General features: G+C 67.3%; 16 protein-coding genes. 8 read left to right on the top strand and 8 right to left on the bottom strand.

All coding sequences use genetic code 11. The annotated features are described in order from the left end of the window. Positions 1 to 185: 185 nt before the first annotated feature. Positions 186 to 662, top strand: coding sequence for a VOC family protein (locus AC07YS_RS00245; RefSeq protein WP_062480220.1), 477 nt, complete (start codon positions 186 to 188; stop codon positions 660 to 662). Positions 663 to 680: 18 nt separating this feature from the next. Here the strand turns inward: AC07YS_RS00245 and AC07YS_RS00250 are convergent, their stop codons facing one another. From AC07YS_RS00250 to AC07YS_RS00285, 8 genes are all read right to left on the bottom strand, one after another. Next, on the bottom strand, positions 681 to 2120 hold the full coding sequence (locus AC07YS_RS00250) for an MATE family efflux transporter (protein WP_070060636.1): 1440 nt from the start codon (positions 2118 to 2120) through the stop codon (positions 681 to 683). Then, on the bottom strand, positions 2117 to 2689 hold the full coding sequence (locus tag AC07YS_RS00255) for a DUF2239 family protein (RefSeq protein WP_070060635.1): 573 nt from the start codon (positions 2687 to 2689) through the stop codon (positions 2117 to 2119). Before AC07YS_RS00255 ends, AC07YS_RS00250 begins: the two co-directional genes overlap by 4 nt. A 68-nt stretch (positions 2690 to 2757) precedes the next feature. Next, the gene (locus AC07YS_RS00260) at positions 2758 to 3198 is read right to left on the bottom strand and encodes a MarR family winged helix-turn-helix transcriptional regulator (RefSeq protein WP_495267140.1); all 441 of its coding nucleotides are present in this window, start codon (positions 3196 to 3198) and stop codon (positions 2758 to 2760) included. Continuing rightward, positions 3195 to 3557: a GIY-YIG nuclease family protein gene (locus tag AC07YS_RS00265; protein ID WP_492735293.1), complete on the bottom strand. Its 363-nt coding sequence runs from the start codon at positions 3555 to 3557 to the stop codon at positions 3195 to 3197. Before AC07YS_RS00265 ends, AC07YS_RS00260 begins: the two co-directional genes overlap by 4 nt. Positions 3558 to 3613: 56 nt before the next feature. Beyond that, a complete protein-coding gene (locus AC07YS_RS00270) occupies positions 3614 to 4123 on the bottom strand; it encodes a hypothetical protein (protein ID WP_070060632.1) in 510 nt (169 codons plus the stop codon). A 91-nt stretch (positions 4124 to 4214) separates the two neighbouring features. Beyond that, the gene (locus AC07YS_RS00275) at positions 4215 to 4553 is read right to left on the bottom strand and encodes a hypothetical protein (protein ID WP_495267141.1); all 339 of its coding nucleotides are present in this window, start codon (positions 4551 to 4553) and stop codon (positions 4215 to 4217) included. Positions 4554 to 4576: 23 nt separating this feature from the next. Beyond that, positions 4577 to 5605 carry a hypothetical protein gene (locus AC07YS_RS00280; protein ID WP_495267142.1) on the bottom strand — a complete coding sequence of 343 codons (1029 nt, stop codon included), beginning with the start codon at positions 5603 to 5605 and terminating at the stop codon, positions 4577 to 4579. 78 nt (positions 5606 to 5683) lie between these two features. After that, the gene (locus tag AC07YS_RS00285) at positions 5684 to 6376 is read right to left on the bottom strand and encodes a hypothetical protein (protein WP_062472930.1); all 693 of its coding nucleotides are present in this window, start codon (positions 6374 to 6376) and stop codon (positions 5684 to 5686) included. A gap of 379 nt (positions 6377 to 6755) precedes the next feature. Here AC07YS_RS00285 and AC07YS_RS00290 point away from each other — a divergent pair, with 379 nt between their 5' ends. The 7 genes from AC07YS_RS00290 (at position 6756) to AC07YS_RS00320 (ending at position 15157) form a co-directional block, all read left to right on the top strand. After that, complete coding sequence (locus AC07YS_RS00290; protein WP_062472928.1) at positions 6756 to 7550, top strand: LuxR C-terminal-related transcriptional regulator; 795 nt, start codon at positions 6756 to 6758, stop codon at positions 7548 to 7550. Between the two features lie 91 nt (positions 7551 to 7641). Continuing rightward, positions 7642 to 8556 carry a sensor histidine kinase gene (locus tag AC07YS_RS00295; RefSeq protein WP_495267143.1) on the top strand — a complete coding sequence of 305 codons (915 nt, stop codon included), beginning with the start codon at positions 7642 to 7644 and terminating at the stop codon, positions 8554 to 8556. 79 nt (positions 8557 to 8635) lie between these two features. After that, positions 8636 to 11011, top strand: a complete 2376-nt coding sequence (locus tag AC07YS_RS00300; RefSeq protein ID WP_495267144.1) for a Tex family protein — start codon at positions 8636 to 8638, stop codon at positions 11009 to 11011. Between the two features lie 88 nt (positions 11012 to 11099). Next, positions 11100 to 11372: a type II toxin-antitoxin system Phd/YefM family antitoxin gene (locus AC07YS_RS00305; RefSeq protein ID WP_495267145.1), complete on the top strand. Its 273-nt coding sequence runs from the start codon at positions 11100 to 11102 to the stop codon at positions 11370 to 11372. Next, positions 11369 to 12445: a phospholipase gene (locus AC07YS_RS00310; protein ID WP_495267146.1), complete on the top strand. Its 1077-nt coding sequence runs from the start codon at positions 11369 to 11371 to the stop codon at positions 12443 to 12445. Before AC07YS_RS00305 ends, AC07YS_RS00310 begins: the two co-directional genes overlap by 4 nt. A 95-nt stretch (positions 12446 to 12540) precedes the next feature. After that, positions 12541 to 13527, top strand: a complete 987-nt coding sequence (locus AC07YS_RS00315; protein ID WP_495267147.1) for a tripartite tricarboxylate transporter substrate binding protein — start codon at positions 12541 to 12543, stop codon at positions 13525 to 13527. Between the two features lie 157 nt (positions 13528 to 13684). Further along, the gene (locus tag AC07YS_RS00320) at positions 13685 to 15157 is read left to right on the top strand and encodes a tannase/feruloyl esterase family alpha/beta hydrolase (protein WP_495267148.1); all 1473 of its coding nucleotides are present in this window, start codon (positions 13685 to 13687) and stop codon (positions 15155 to 15157) included. The last annotated feature ends 11 nt before the right edge of the window (positions 15158 to 15168 follow it).

The following is a 15168-nucleotide window of genomic DNA, read 5'->3' on the forward strand; positions in this document are numbered from 1 at the left end:
GCGGGGGCGCCAAGGCGGGTTCTGGAAGGGGCGAACATGGCAGTTCCGAAGCGAAGGACCGGCCCATTGTGGCCCGCGGCCCGGCCTGCGAACTTCTCACTGACAGCCGCGGCGCAGGTTGACAGGGCGCCGCTTCGGCTTTGATACTGAACCCTTCAGTTCATCATTCAACCCAAGGAGATTCCATGCAGAAGATCATTCCCTGCCTCTGGTTCGACGGCAACGGCGAGGAGGCGGTCAACTTCTACACCGCCATCTTTCCGAAGTCGCGCCTCACCGACACGCTGCTCTGGGGCGATGTGAATCCAGCCAAGAAGGGCAAGCTGCTCACGGCGACCTTCGAGCTCGACGGGCAGTCGTTCATGGTGCTCAACGGCGGGCCCGAGTACAAGATCACGCCGGCCATCTCGCTCATCGTGACCTGCGAGACGCAGGAGGAGGTCGACTACTACTGGGACAAGCTGCTCGAGGGCGGCGGCCAGCCTGTGCAGTGCGGCTGGCTCACCGACCGCTTCGGCGTATCGTGGCAGGTCACGCCGATGCCGCTCATTCGCATGTTCCAGGACAAGGACGCGGCCAAGGCGGCCCGTGCGATGGCGGCCATGATGAAGATGATCAAGCTCGACATCGCCACGGTGAAGAAGGCCTTCGACGGGGAGTGAACCCCGCCGAAGTTGGGGTCAGACCAACCGGCCGATCGGCTTCTTGCGCCACACCAGGCGGTAGTACGCGGTCTGCAGCAGCAGCATCGCGCCGAAGGTCACCGGGTAGGCGACCCAGATCCCGTCCAGGCCCATGCCGAAATGGCGGCTCATGAGCCAGGCCACCGGCACTTCGACGCCCAGGATGCAGACGATCGAGATCAGTGTCGGCACCAGCACCGAGCCGCTGGCGCGCATGATCCCCGAGATCGCCGAGGCCATGCCGAACAGCACCAGGCTCCACAGCATGATGTGCAGCAGGTTCTGCGCGATCTCGATCACCGGCGCGCTGGTGATGAAGAAGCCCATCAGCGGACGCGAGAACAGGTAGCCCAGCAGCACCAGCCCGCCCGTCAGCACGAGGTTCATGCCCAGCGCGGTCTGCACGATCGCGCCCAGCCGGTTGGCGCGGCCCGCGCCGATCGCCTGCGCGCCGAGGATCGACGTGGTGATCGCGATCGAGATCGCCGGGAACTGCACGTAGGCCACCACCTGGTTCACCGCGCCGTAGGCGGCCGTGGCGTTGGAGCCGTAGCTGTTCACCATCGACAGCAGCACCACTTCGGCCAGCGCCACCACGATCATCTGCACGCCGGTGGGCACGCCGATCTTCAGCACCGCCTTCAGCAGCTGCGGCTGGATGCGCAGGCAGCGCACGAACTCCGCGTCGGGGGCGAGCGGGCTCTTTTTCTGGCGCAGCCGGAAGCCCAGCCACGTGGTCGCGACCGCGAACGACAGCACCGAGGCCCACGCGCCGGCCGCCACGCCCAGCTGCGGCAACCCACCCCAGCCGCGGATGAGCGCGGGCGTGACCACCAGGCCGATGGCCGTGGAAATCAAGAGCGTCAGCAGCGGCGTGATGGTGTCGCCCACGCCGCGCAGCATGGCGGTGGCCAGCAGGAACAGGAACACGCCGGGCATCGCGATCAGCATGATGCGGGCGTAGCGCGTGGAGTCGGCCAGCACGTCGGGCGGCGTGCCCAGCATGGCCAGCATCGGCGTGGTGAACAGGCCGCCGAACACCGCGATCGCCAGGCCCAGCAGCAGGCCCACCGTGAGCGTGGTGCCCGCCACCGCCTTGGCCTTGGCCGCGTCGCGCGCGCCCCAGGCCTGCCCGATGAGCACCGAGGCACCCGCGCCCAGGCCGATGATGAAGGCGATGAAGAAGAACATCACCGGGAAGAAGCTCGACACCGCCGCCAGCGCGCTCACGCCGAGCATCTGCCCGACGTAGACGTTGTTGATGGTGCCGGAGAGCGACTGCAGGATGTTGCTGAGCAACATCGGCGCCAGGAAGAACAGGAACACCTTCCACAGCGGACGCGGCGCACCCACCGGCGCCACGGGCACGCCGCGCAGTCCGCTCGGGTTGCCGGGGCTGGTGGAGGTGGTGCTGCTGCTGTCGGGCGCCGCGCTCATGCAGCACCCCAGCCACCGGCCGACAGCTTGTGCAGGTGCACGCGCAGGTCGGTGGGCCAGGGTTCCACGAGGTCGCTGAAGCGCTGATGCTCGCCCGCGAACAACGCGCGCGTGGCTTCCTCGAAGCCGGGCAGGTTGCCCGCGATGGCGGTCATGAAGCGGTAGGTGGCTTCACGCGCGGCGCGCACCGTGTCGCGGTCGGCGTGCACGTGGCGTGCGTCGTCCACCAGCTTGCGCAGCGCCACCGAGGCCCCGCCCGGCTGGCGGCCGAGCCAGTCCCAGTGGCGCGGCAGCAGCGTGACTTCGCGCGCCACCACGCCCAGGCGCGGACGGCCGACGCCGCGCGGCGCGTCTTCGTGTTTCTCGGCCTCGAGCGCGGAGGTCTCGATGGCCTTCGGGTCGCGCAGGTCGACATCGAGCTGCTCGCCGGTCTGGTCGTCGAACACGAGGCAGGTGGCGGCGTCGCCGCGCTCGCGCAGTTGCGTGAGCACCTGGGCCTTGGTGCCGGCGGCGACGCGCTGGAAGCCGGCAAACGCAGTGAATGTGGTCGGTAGTTCGTCGGGTGACATGCAAATTCTTTTTGGGTTGTCGATCCGGGCGGAACGAAACGAGGTTCGTAATCTACCCGCAGGACGGTTCAGGCGTGCGGCGTGTCGTGATCGCACAGCACCCGCAGCGCGGCATGGAGGTCTGGCAGGCGTTGCGGGTCCAGCGATTTCACGGCATCGACGCAGATCGCTTCGACGGTGGTGATGGCGGCTTGCATCAACTTCTTCCCGCCGCTGCGAATATTCGCATGGCGCTGGGGGTCGTCATCGGGTCCCGTCGTGCGCTCGGCCAGGCCGGTCTTTTCGAGCAGCACCATCTTGCGGATGAGCGCCGACATTGGCAACCCCAGCGTGTGCGCGAGCTCGGTCATCGGCATGGCGCCGTTGCCGGCACGCAGCAACAGGTGGAGCAGGGTGAAGTCGTCGTAGTCCAGCCCGTGGAAGGCGCCCAGGTCCTCGTTGAGTTTCAGGCTCAGGCTGGCGTGGGCGCGGCCGAGGTCGAGGCAAAAACCCAGTGCGTCGGTGCTCATGGCGTGTTGTAGCCCTTGTCAGTGGTGCACTGGAGTTCCTCGCGCCAGAGCTCCAGCAGCTTTTCCAGCTCCGCCGCGCGGTCGAAGGCGGGGTCGTCGCGCTCCTTCACCCGGTCGATCACCTCGAAGCCGAAGTGCGTCGCGCCCTGCGCGACCCAGTCGCGCTGCAATGCCTTGTTGCGGTGCGAGCGCAGGTTCAGCTCGAAGCGGGCGCGGTTCATGGCGCCTTCGACGTCGAGGCTGCCGGCCACGTAGACGCGGCCGTCCATCAGGTTGCGGATGACGAAGACGCCGGCGGGGCGCACGCTGTCCTTGTATTGCTTGACCAGGGTACGCCTGGTGTGGGGAGATGGATTCATCTCCAAATATTACCCGGGCAAAATATAAAATACAATACACCCGGGTAAAAATAGGTTCACTCGGCGCGCAGCCGGTGCCAGCCGCGCAGCACCCGCCGGTGCACTGCCCGCACGATGCGCCAGGGGCGGCTTTCGCGGACCCGCGTCAGCACGCTGTCTTTCCATGCTTTCCAGCGCGGGTACCAGCGCGCGAACCAGGCCAGCCGCATCAGAGAGCCTTCGACCAGCTGGAAGATCCGCGCGACCACCGCCGTGCCGGCGAGCTTGGCCAGCAGCAGCACGGCCATGCCGCTGAACGCGTGGCCACGGCCGAACAGGAACAGCGCCAGCAGCTTCACCGGAAAGAGCAGCAGCATCGGCACGAAGAACGCCAGCAGCGCGCCCCAGGGTGGCAGTGCGCGCAGCAGGTTCTCGAGCCGCGCCCAGAAGGGCAGGCGCGCCAGCCGCGCGACCAGCGCCGCGAGCGGGGCCCAGCCCCATTCCTCGAACAGCAGCACCGGCACGAGGATCGTGGTGGCAACGGCGCGAAACAGGGCGCGCAAGGCGCGCACGAGGGGGTTGTGCATGCGCGAAGGGTATCCGCACACGGCCGCGCGCCGCCGGGACCTTGCGGACCCGACGGCGCATCGTTCGAAAAAGCAGTGTCCGCGCGCCTGTCTATTTGCGGCCGACGCTGCTGTCTTCCGCGGGCCGGAAGAACAGGTATTCGCCCCGGCCCAGTTCGGGCGTGACCTCGTAGCCGCTGCACCGCGTGACGTTGCACTGGATGATCACGACGCGCGGCCAGATGGTGGCCGAGGTCGGAAACCCCGGCATGTACTGCGGCACGTGCCAGACGCCGTAGTCGCCCACCGGCTCGGCGTTTTCCGTGCCGCTGGCGTTCTGCAGGCCGCTGCCCATGGGCATCCGCTCGATGCGGATGATCGGCGTGGCGGCGACCGACGCCGTCGCCACGCAACAGACGGCCAGCCAGAGAGGAACGGTCCTGGTGTTCATGGTGATGGACTCCAGAGCCGACCTCATTGCGCGTCGGCCGGTGCCGAAGCCACCTCGTCGGCCGGGTCAGCCGGCAGGCGGCGCGTGATGCGCGCTTCCAGGATGTCCGGCTGCGGGGCCACGGCGCTCGCCATGACCGGTGCCGGCTCCGTCGCAGGTGCCGCGGCTTCCTCGGCGGGCGCTGCGGCCACGGGGGCCGGTGCCACTTCCGGCGCAGACACCGGGACGGCGGTCGCGGCCGGTGCGGGTTGCGGCGCCGGCTGTTCCTGCGCCGGGGCTGCCATGGGCATCGCCTCGACCAGCGTGGCCGGTGGGGCGGGCTGCTGCACCGCCGCGACCGGCGCGGGCGCCAACGCGACAGGTGCCGCAGGCGCCACGGGCGCCACCGGCTGGGGCACGGCCACCGCCACGGGGGCCGGCGCAGGTGCTGGAGCCGCGGCCACGGGTGCCACCGGTGCCGCCGGACGTGCCGCCACGGGCGCGCCGGCCGAGGAGGCCTGCGGTCCGAACGCGCTCACGCGCTCTTCGGCGGTCATCGACTGCGGGCACTTCGAGCCGGTCATCTCCAGGGCCGCCTGGGCCGCCGGGTCCATGCAGTCCATGGCCAGCGACGCTGCCTTCATGCCCTTGTTCCAGAGCTCGCGGCTCATCTTCAGGCGCTTGCAGTGCTCGTCCGTCCAGGTGGTGCCGAAGCTCAACCCGACCCCGGCGCCGTTGGCGCTGGCGCTGGTGCTGCCCATGCAGGTGTCGTTGCTGGTCGTCAGGTTCGGGCCGCTCACGGAGGGCACGTTCTTGACGGTGTAGCTGCCACGGTAGTCGACGGTGCTGGTCGTCGCGCCCGTGTTGTTGATGTTCTGTGTGCTGTTGCTGTCCACCGTGGCCCGGGAGGTGACTTCCGAGGGGGCGGAGCTGTTGAAGTTCACCGCCTGGGTGTTGCCCTGGGCGTTGGTGGTGGCTGAACTCTGCGACTGGTTGTTGGCGCCACCCGCCGTGGTCTGCGCCAAGGCGCCGGCGGACAGGCCCAGCAAGGTCAGGGCAATCAATGTTTTCATTTTTTCGACTCCTTTGGGAAGCAGGGGAGGGGCGTGCCCCTCCCCGTTTCTGGTCCAACAACCGATGGTCCGGATCGCTCAGGGAGCGTTGGCCGTTGCGCCGGAGATCGCGCCACCGGCGGTGCCGCCACCGTTGCTGAAGCCCGCTGCGTTGCCCACGGCGAAGTTGATGACGCCCGTGGAACCGCCGGTCGAACCCGACGTGGCCGAGGTCGTCGTGCCGTTGACGATGCCGTTGACCGCGCCCGAATTGGCGCTGAAGCCGGCCGTCGTGCCCGAGGTGCGCGTCACCACGGCCAGGCCGCCGCCAGGACCTGCAGCGGTGGCTGCGGTGTTGTTGGTGGTGGAGCCGGCTGCGCCGCCTGCAGAGCCGCTCACGGGGTTGGCGCCGCCGCCGGCGTAGTTCGCATTGGCGCTCGAGGTCGCATTGGCCTGTGCATTCGCACCGCCTGCAGCCACGCCGTTGCCGGTCGTTGCTGCCACGCTGGTCACGCGGCCTTGCGTGGTGGCCGAGCCGCTGGCGGTGGCGCCGCCGACGCGCAGGAAGGCGTTGCCTGCTGCGCCGCCCGCCGCGTTGGCCGTGGCCGACGAGGTGGAGCTGGCTGCGTTGTAGCTCAGTGCGCTGCCCGTTCCGGAGCTGGCGGCGACCGAGCCTGCCGAGCTGGAGGAGCCGGTCGTGGTGTTGGTGACGGCGAGCGCCACGCTGCTGCCGGTTGCGGTCCCGATGCCAGCCACGAGAACCACTGCCATGGCGATAAGAGTCTTCTTCATGATGCTTCCTCGATAGTGTTGAAACGAACCCGATCGCCGGGGAATCCGGCCATCAGCGACGGTCAGCGAGCACGGATTGAATGGATTCCGTTGCGACCGGGATGCAGTTTCAGCGGGGGGAAGGGATCGAAAAATGCCTCAGGCTGGGTAGTGCAAGGCTATGGCGAAAGCAATGTCCGAGGGCGTTTTGGGCGTTGGCAGAGAGCCGGTTCTAGGCCCTGTTCCCCTCGTGGGAACTATCACTTTGGTTCACAATCTGGCAATATTGCAACCGAAAGAAACCAAGGTAATCAAAAAAGCCGATAGCCGGAAAAAGAGTAGAAATCGATTAACTTTTGTTCACGAAGTCGCGACTTTTATCTGTGACAAGGGGGCTTAAATGGAAAACGATCTCGACATTTCATTGACCGATGTCGGTGGTGGCGCTAGGAAATTCTCCAATCCCGGCCAGTTCGGTGGGCTGCTGGCTCCCTCGGCGGATACCCTGCCGTGGCCGGACTACCTCACGGGCCAGGAAACCAAGCCCGTTCGTGTCCTGCTCGTCGACGACGACCCCTTTGTCCGCCGTGTCATCGCCCAGGAACTGCTGGGCGATCTGCGCATCCAGCTCGAAGGCCAGGCCGGTTCCCTGCGCGAGGGAAGGCGCCTCCTGATGCAGCATGAATTCGATGTGCTCATGGTCGACATCCGCCTCGGAGACGGCAGCGGATTCGAGCTCATCGAAGAGGCCAAGAAGCACCGCAGCGCGGCCGAGATCATCGTCATTTCCGCGCTGGAAGACGAGCCCCAGGTGCTGCACGCCTTCGAGCTCGGCGCCTCGGGTTACCTGGTGAAGAACGCCTGGTTCCAGAGCTATGCCCAGGCCGTGTTGCAGGTGGTGAATGGCGGGGCTGCCATCACCCCCCGGCTGGCGCGCCGGCTGCTCGTTCACCTGGACCACCAGCGCGCCAATCCGAGCCCGGTGCGCCCGCCGGACAGCAAGGCGACCCTGTCGGCACGGGAGCGCGAAGTGTTGCGACTTGTAGCCACGGGATATGTGACGGAAGAGATCGCCCTGCAGCTCACCATCAGTGCCCAGACGGTTAACGCGCACGTCAAGAACATCTACCGCAAGCTGCACGCCCATACCCGCGCGCAGGCCGTGAGTTTCGCCTCGCACCGGGGGCTGCTCTAGGGCGCGCTTCGGGCGCGCCGCGTTCGCAGCGGAGCCACCCATGCGCGCGCCCGCGCCCCCGCTCCCGCCGTATTTCCTGGAGGACCAGTTCGTGTGGCTTTCGATCGCCGCCTGGTGTGTGCTCCTGATCTGGCTGTGGCCGCGTGCCTCGCGCCAGCGGATGCTGCTGTGGGTGGGGCTCGCATTCGCGCTGCACCTGACGCCGGTGGTAGGGCAGGTGATTCGCGCGACCTCGGCGATCACCACGCTGGGTACCGAGGTGCCGGCCGCCTTCTGGGCCCTGCAGGGGGTGAACGTCGCCGTGCTCTGCATGATCGTGGCCACCTGGTATTTCACGCGGCGCCGTCTCGTGCGCTACCGCCAGGCGCAGGCCGTGCTCGCCGAGCGCCGCCGCATCGCCAGCGACCTGCATGACGGCGTCGGCTCGCGGCTGGTGGCGCTCATGGCCAGCTACGACCCGCGCTCCGCCGACGCCCGCGAGCTGTCGATGGCCCTGCAGGCCTGCCTGCTGGAGCTGCAGATGACGGTCGACTCCCTCGACGACCAGGCCGACACCAGCATCGGTGAGCGCCTGGGCCACTTGCGTTACCGGCTGCAACCGGCGTTCGACCGGCTCGGCATCACGCTCGTGTGGAACGTGCAGGACGTGGTGCTGGCACCGCCGCTGTCGCCCGAGGCCGCGATGCAGCTGTGCCGCATCGCGCAGGAGGCCTTGTCCAACGTGCTGCGCCATTCGCAGGCGACCCGCGTGGAGGTGCGCTTCGGCCCGCGCGAACGCTCGCACGGGCTGGTGCTCGAAGTGCTCGACGACGGGCGCGGCCTGGATGCGTCGGCCGGCGAACCGGGCGGCAAGGGCCTGCGCAGCATGCGCGAGCGCGCCGACGCGCTGCATGGCGAGCTGGCCGTCATGGATGCAGCGCCGCACGGGCTGCGCATCCGCCTCGTGATGCCCGGCGAAGTGCTGCCGCAGTCCGCGGTCGCGGCACCGACCGAGAGCACGTTGTAACCATCCCGCGCCGGTGTCCGGCGGGGGGCCTCGTCGCCTATGGCAAACTTCCGCGCTTTGCCAGGGACGCGCTCAAGACATGCAGAAAATCATTCGCCAACTCGCCGTTGAAATCAAGGTCGGCGAGCACCAGGTGAAGGCCGCCGTCGAACTGCTCGACGAAGGCGCCACGGTTCCGTTCATTGCCCGCTATCGCAAGGAAGTCACGGGCGGCCTCGACGACATCCAGCTGCGCGAACTGGAGGCCCGGCTGTCTTACCTGCGCGAACTCGAAGACCGCCGCGTGGCGGTGCTCAAGGCCATCGACGAGCAGGGCAAGCTGACCCCCGAGCTGCGCGCCGCGATCGAATTCGCGCCCACCAAGCAGGAGCTCGAAGACCTGTACCTGCCGTTCAAGCAGAAGCGCCGCACCAAGGGCCAGATCGCCCGCGAATTCGGCATCGAGCCGCTGGCCGACAAGCTCTTGGCCGACCCGACGCTCGACCCGGCCGTGGAAGCCCAGGCCTTTCTGCAGCCCGCCACCACGCTGGACGACGGCAAACCGGGCCCCGATTTCTCCACCGTGCCCCTCGTGCTCGACGGCGTGCGCGACATCCTGTCCGAGCGCTGGGCCGAAGACGCCGTGCTGGTGCAGCGCCTGCGCGAATGGCTCTGGAACGAAGGCCTGCTCAAGTCCACCCTGATGGCCGGCAAGGACGAGAACAACGCCGACATCGCCAAGTTTCGCGACTACTTCGACTACGACGAACCCATCGGCCGCGTGCCTTCGCACCGCGCCCTGGCCGTGTTCCGCGGCCGCGCGCTCGAGGTGCTCGACGCCAAGCTCGTGCTGCCCGTCGAGCCCGAGCCGGGCAAGCCCAGCATCGCCGAAGGCAAGATCGCGCTGCACCTGGGCTGGAGCCACGCGGCCCGCCCGGCCGACGACCTGCTGCGCAAGTGCGTGGCCTGGACCTGGCGCGTCAAGCTGGCGCTGTCGACCGAGCGCGACCTGTTCACCCGCCTGCGCGAAGACGCCGAAAAGGTCGCCATCAAGGTGTTCGCCGACAACCTGCGCGACCTGCTGCTGGCCGCTCCCGCCGGCCGGCGCGTCGTGATGGGCCTGGACCCCGGCATCCGCACCGGCGTGAAGGTGGCCGTGGTCGATTCGACCGGCAAGCTGGTCGAAACCGCCACCGTGTTCCCGCACGAGCCGCGCAAGGATTGGGAAGGCTCGCTGCACACCCTGGGCAAGCTGTGCGCCAAGCACGGCGTGAACCTGATCGCCATCGGCAACGGCACCGCCAGCCGCGAAACCGACAAGCTGGCCGGCGACCTCATCAAGCTGCTGGCCAAGATGGCCGCGCAAGCCGGTGCGCCCGAAATGACGGTCGACAAGGTCGTCGTCAGCGAAGCCGGCGCCTCCGTGTATTCCGCCAGCGAATTCGCCTCGCAGGAAATGCCCGATGTCGACGTGAGCCTGCGCGGCGCCGCCTCCATTGCGCGCCGCCTGCAGGACCCGCTGGCCGAACTCGTGAAGATCGACCCCAAGAGCATCGGCGTGGGCCAGTACCAGCACGACGTGAACCAGAGCGAACTCGCGCGCACCCTGCAGGCCGTGGTCGAGGACTGCGTGAACTCGGTGGGCGTCGACCTGAACACCGCCAGCGTGCCGCTGCTCAGCCGCGTGTCCGGCCTGTCGGCCAGCGTGGCCAAGGCCGTGGTGCGCTGGCGCGAGGCCAACGGTGCGTTCTCCACCCGCAAGCAGTTGCTCGACGTGACCGGCTTCGGCCCCAAGGCCTTCGAGCAGAGCGCCGGCTTCCTGCGCATCCGCGACGGCGCCGACCCGCTGGACATCACCGGCGTGCACCCCGAAACGTACCCGTTGGTCGAGCAGATCATCGTCAAGACCGGCAAGCCGATCGCCGAGCTGATGGGCCGCGCCGACATGCTCAAGACGCTGAAGCCCGAGCTGTTCGCCAACGAGAAGTTCGGCGTCATCACGGTCAAGGACATCCTGGGCGAACTCGAGAAGCCCGGCCGCGACCCGCGTCCCGACTTCAAGGTGGCGCGCTTCAACGACGGCGTGGACGACATCTCCGACCTCACCGAGGGCATGATCCTCGAGGGCACCGTGAGCAACGTCGCCCAGTTCGGCGCCTTTGTCGACCTCGGCGTGCACCAGGACGGCCTCGTCCACGTGAGCCAGCTGAGCCACAAGTTCGTCAACGACGCCCGCGAAGTCGTCAAGACCGGCGACATCGTCAAGGTCAAGGTGATGGAGGTCGACGTGGCCCGCAAGCGCATCGGCCTGTCGATGAAGCTCGACGCAGCGCCCGCACGCCGCGACGGCCCGCGCGACAACCGCTTCGAAGGGGCAGGACGCGGCCAGCAGCAACAAGGCCGGCGCGACAACTCGCCGCAGCCGGCGGGGCAGATGGCGAGTGCGTTTGCCAAGTTGCAGGGGTTGCGCAAGTAAGCCGGCAGTTCGCAGCATCGGAGGTTGATGCTGCGAGCCGGCGCACGGTCGCTAACCAGCCCGAAAACAGTCTGAGGGAGCGATCGAAATGACATCCTGGCCTGTGCAAGACGCGAAAGCGAACTTCGAGCGAATCCTTGAAGCCAGCTTGGCCGACGGACCGCAAGTGCTTACGAGGCGTGGCGATGCAGTCGCCGTGCTGGTGAAAGCGACGGAATGGCAGCAGTTGCGGGCGATGGCGAAACCGTCGCTCAAGGATCTGCTGCTCTCAGCCGATGCGCGTACCGAATCTCTCGTTCCTGCGAGAGATGCAGCGCATCCACGCCTTGCTGCACGCTTCTTGCAAACACCGCCGGCATGAAAGCCCTGCGCATCTACGCCGGCCCCGCGGCCCGCCAGCACATCGAGCAGCACGGCCTGCGTCCGCAGGACGTGCGCACCATCCCCGGCGCGGCGGGCGGGCCCAAGGGGCTGATCCTCGGGCCGCTCGATCGCTTCATCTTCGGGCGCTGGCTCACGCAGTCGAGCCAGCCGGTGGACCTGGTGGGCGCGTCGATCGGTGCGTGGCGGCTGGCGACGGCCTGCCTGTCGGACCCGGAGACGGCCTTCGGGCGCTTCGAGCACGACTACGTGCGCCAGCAGTTCGAAGTGCCGCCGGGCCAGAAGCGGCTCAGCCCGCACCAGCTCAGCGAACGCTTCGCGGAAAGCCTCGACACCTTCTATGGCGGGCGCATCGGCGAGGTGCTGGGCCATGCGCGCTACCGGCTGCACGTGGTGACCTCGCGTGGGCGCCACATCCTCGGGCGCGAGGGCAGGGCGCGCACGCCGGTCGGCTACCTGGGCGCCTTTGCGAGCAACAGCCTGCACCGCAAGAGCCTGGGCGCCTGGCTGGAGCGCTGCGTGTTTTCCACGCCCGGCGCGGCCTTGCCCTTCGGCACCAAAGACTTCCGCACGCGCCAGCACGCGCTGAGCGAGGCCAACTTCAATCGCGTGCTGCAGGCCTCGTGCTCCATTCCGTTCCTGCTGGCGGCGGTGCACGACATTCCGGGCGCGCCGCGCGGCGCCTACTGGGACGGTGGCATCACCGACTACCACCTGCACCTGGACTACCAGCCCGCAGACGAAGGCATCGTGCTGTACCCGCACTTCCAGCAGGCGGTGGTGCCGGGCTGGCTCGACAAGGGGCTGCGCTGGCGCCACAAGTCGACGCGCTTTCTCGACCGCATGGTGGTGCTCGCGCCGAATCCCGAATGGGTGAAGACGCTGCCGCACGGCAAGCTGCCCGACCGCAAGGACTTCATCCGCTTCGCGAACGACGCGCAGGCCCGCATCGCGGCCTGGGGCCAGGCCACGCGCGAGGCGACGCGGCTGTCGGACGAGTTCGAGGCCTGGCTCGGCGACGACGGGCGTTCGCGCGACATCCTGCCGCTCTGAGCCCACCTTGTCCCGTCGGGGACAAACCCTGAGCGCCGGCGCAGGAGCGCGCTTCGAGAATGGTCCGATCCATGCCATCCGAAGGGTTCCCGACCATGCCGCACGCCACGCTCTCCCGCCGCCGTTTTTCTCTTGCCACGGCCGCCGCCGCAGCCAGCCTGGCCGCACCGTCTTTCGCGCAGAGCGCCTGGCCGAGCAAGCCGATCCGCATCGTCGTGCCCTACACGCCGGGCGGCTTCACCGACCAGATGGCGCGGCTGGTGCAGGCAGGCCTGCAGATGCGCCTGGGCCAGCCGGTGGTGATCGACAACAAGCCCGGCGCCAACAGCCTGATCGGCGTCGATGCCGTGGCCAAGGCCGCGCCCGACGGCAGCACCTTCGGCGTCGTCATCGCGGCCTACACGGCCAACACCACGCTGTACCCCAAGCTGCCCTACGACCCGCGCAAGGACCTCGTGGGCGTGTCGCTGATGGGCGTGTCGCCGCTGCTGGCGGCGGTCAACAACGACGCACCGTTCAAGACCGCGCGCGAGCTCATCGACTACGCACGCAAGCATCCCGGCAAGGTGAGCTTCGGCTCGTCGGGCAACGGCTCGGCTGCGCACCTCACGAGCGAGCTGTGGAAGTCGCTCACGCAGACCTACATGATCCACATCCCGTACCGCGGCGCGGTGCCTGCGCTGACCGACCTGATGGGCGGGCAGATCCAGCTGTTCTTCGATGCGCCCACGGGCCTCATCAACCAGGGCAAGGCCGGCAAGGTGCGGCTGATCGGCGTTGCCGGCGACAAGCGCCTGCCGGCCGTGCCCGACGTGCCCACCTTCATCGAGCAGGGCTTCGCGGGCTTCACCGGCAGCACCTGGGCCGGCATGCTGGCGCCGGCGGGCACGCCGCGCGAGATCGTCAAGCGCATGTCGGAGGAGGTGGCGCGCATCATCAAGAGCGACGAGACGCGCGCCAAGCTCGATGCCATGGGCACCTTCCCGGCGGGCAGCACGCCCGAGGAGTTCGACGCCTTCATTGCCTCCGAGACCACCAAGTGGGGCAAGGTGATCCGCACGGCGGGCGTCAAGCTGGAATAGAGCGTCCGCACGCGCTGAAGGTCATTCGATTGGCGCCGCAGGGATACTGCGGCCCGTCGCCAGGAGATTGAGAATTTCACAGCCTCATCAGAAGGTACAGCGCCCTCAGGCAAGAGAGCGCTCGTGAATATTCAATTCAATCCATTGGAGACACATCTTGACCGAGACAAAAAACTGCAGGTCTTTGGGAGCCGGGCCGTCCTTGCGGCGGCCCCGATCGTTTCTCGTGGCGATGGTTTTCGGTGGGGTTTTCTCGGTGGCGCATGCAGCCAACGATATTTCCGCCACCCTCGTGCGCACCTGCTCCAATCAATTGAACGGCACGGCGTACGGCGACGCCGTGCTGAACGATTTCCGCAGCACCCGGTTTCCTTCGCCCCGAACCGGGGGATTCAAGATCACGTCGGTCGAGCAGGTCTGGCTTGCATTTCCCGCCTACTGTCTGATCAAAGGGACCATCCAGCCCACGTCTCCCGGTGGCATCGACCCTGCTGTCAAGGCGCCCGATTACCGGGTGCCCGACATCAATTACCAGGTCTATATCCCGGCGCAATGGAATGGAAAATTCGTCCAGCTCGGCGGCGGTGGATTTGCCTGGGATACCGACGTCGTTGCAGCAGGCCAGCAAAGCAACCAGCAGTTCTCGCCGTCGTGGCAAGGACCGGCGCTGTCGAATTACGCTGTCGTTCTCGGCGACGCGGGCGCAGGTGAATCGTCGAAGGCATTCGATCCGGCGTTCGTGCAGCCAGGCAGGCAACTCGGCGACGTGCCCAGGCAGGAGGCGGTCAGGAATTTCGGACAGGACGCCATCAAGAAGACGCTCGACGTCGGGCTGTACCTCTCACGAAAGCTCACGGGCGCGGCGCCCACCGACACCTATTTCGTCGGCATTTCCACCGGTGGCCGGCAGGCATTGAAAGCCGTGGCGAATTGGCCCGATGCGTATGACGGCATCGTCGCGGGTGCGCCTCCGGTCGATGAAACCAATTTACTGAAGACGCTGGAAGTCCCGTCGGTGGTCAATGACTGGGTGGTCAACTGGAACAGCAGCGCGGCCATATTGACCAGCCTGTTCGGCCGGGATGTGTCCGATCAAACATTGAGCGATGCGCTGGGCGCGACGTCCCGGCGCCTGGCGGATGTCGCTATCCAGTCGGGCGCCCATTACGACGGTTACCACCGGCTGCTGGATGCGCTGGCGCCGGTCTGGAATGTCACGCCGCGCGATCTCTCGAATTTCTTCGACGCTGCGGCGAGTCAGAAGAGGGCCGGCAAGAAGGGCAAAAAAATCATCATCTACCAGGGGACTTCGGACTTCCTCGTGCCCTGCAGCCAGGCCGGTGAATTCGTCAAGGAGTTGGCCCGCAGGCAAACGGCGAGCGATATCAGGAATTCGGTGCGCACCTATTTCGTCGAAGATTACAGCCACGGTTTCTACAACACCAACTCACTGCTCAAGAGAATCGGCTTGAGCACCATGCAATTGAATTGGAATGCCGTGTCGGACCTCGACCAATGGGTGCACGACGATAACGCCGTCGCCAGCACGCCATCGCTTGTGAGGAACTCCTCCGGTGAAATTCCTGCAGCCTCGACACTGGGTGCGTGGAGGTGCCTGGCGGCGAATTGAGACCGGGCAGC

The sequence above is a fragment of the Variovorax sp. GW458-11-26-14-LB1 genome, assembly GCF_059423965.1.

Coding starts and splice junctions, on each gene's coding strand:
- AC07YS_RS00265 (WP_492735293.1), bottom strand. CDS start 3,557: ATGAATCCATCTCCCCACACCAGGCGTACCCTGGTCAAGCAATACAAG.
- AC07YS_RS00255 (WP_070060635.1), bottom strand. CDS start 2,689: ATGTCACCCGACGAACTACCGACCACATTCACTGCGTTTGCCGGCTTC.
- AC07YS_RS00280 (WP_495267142.1), bottom strand. CDS start 5,605: ATGAAAACATTGATTGCCCTGACCTTGCTGGGCCTGTCCGCCGGCGCC.
- AC07YS_RS00285 (WP_062472930.1), bottom strand. CDS start 6,376: ATGAAGAAGACTCTTATCGCCATGGCAGTGGTTCTCGTGGCTGGCATC.
- AC07YS_RS00290 (WP_062472928.1), top strand. CDS start 6,756: ATGGAAAACGATCTCGACATTTCATTGACCGATGTCGGTGGTGGCGCT.
- AC07YS_RS00250 (WP_070060636.1), bottom strand. CDS start 2,120: ATGAGCGCGGCGCCCGACAGCAGCAGCACCACCTCCACCAGCCCCGGC.
- AC07YS_RS00315 (WP_495267147.1), top strand. CDS start 12,541: ATGCCGCACGCCACGCTCTCCCGCCGCCGTTTTTCTCTTGCCACGGCC.
- AC07YS_RS00260 (WP_495267140.1), bottom strand. CDS start 3,198: ATGAGCACCGACGCACTGGGTTTTTGCCTCGACCTCGGCCGCGCCCAC.
- AC07YS_RS00300 (WP_495267144.1), top strand. CDS start 8,636: ATGCAGAAAATCATTCGCCAACTCGCCGTTGAAATCAAGGTCGGCGAG.
- AC07YS_RS00275 (WP_495267141.1), bottom strand. CDS start 4,553: ATGAACACCAGGACCGTTCCTCTCTGGCTGGCCGTCTGTTGCGTGGCG.
- AC07YS_RS00270 (WP_070060632.1), bottom strand. CDS start 4,123: ATGCACAACCCCCTCGTGCGCGCCTTGCGCGCCCTGTTTCGCGCCGTT.
- AC07YS_RS00305 (WP_495267145.1), top strand. CDS start 11,100: ATGACATCCTGGCCTGTGCAAGACGCGAAAGCGAACTTCGAGCGAATC.
- AC07YS_RS00245 (WP_062480220.1), top strand. CDS start 186: ATGCAGAAGATCATTCCCTGCCTCTGGTTCGACGGCAACGGCGAGGAG.
- AC07YS_RS00310 (WP_495267146.1), top strand. CDS start 11,369: ATGAAAGCCCTGCGCATCTACGCCGGCCCCGCGGCCCGCCAGCACATC.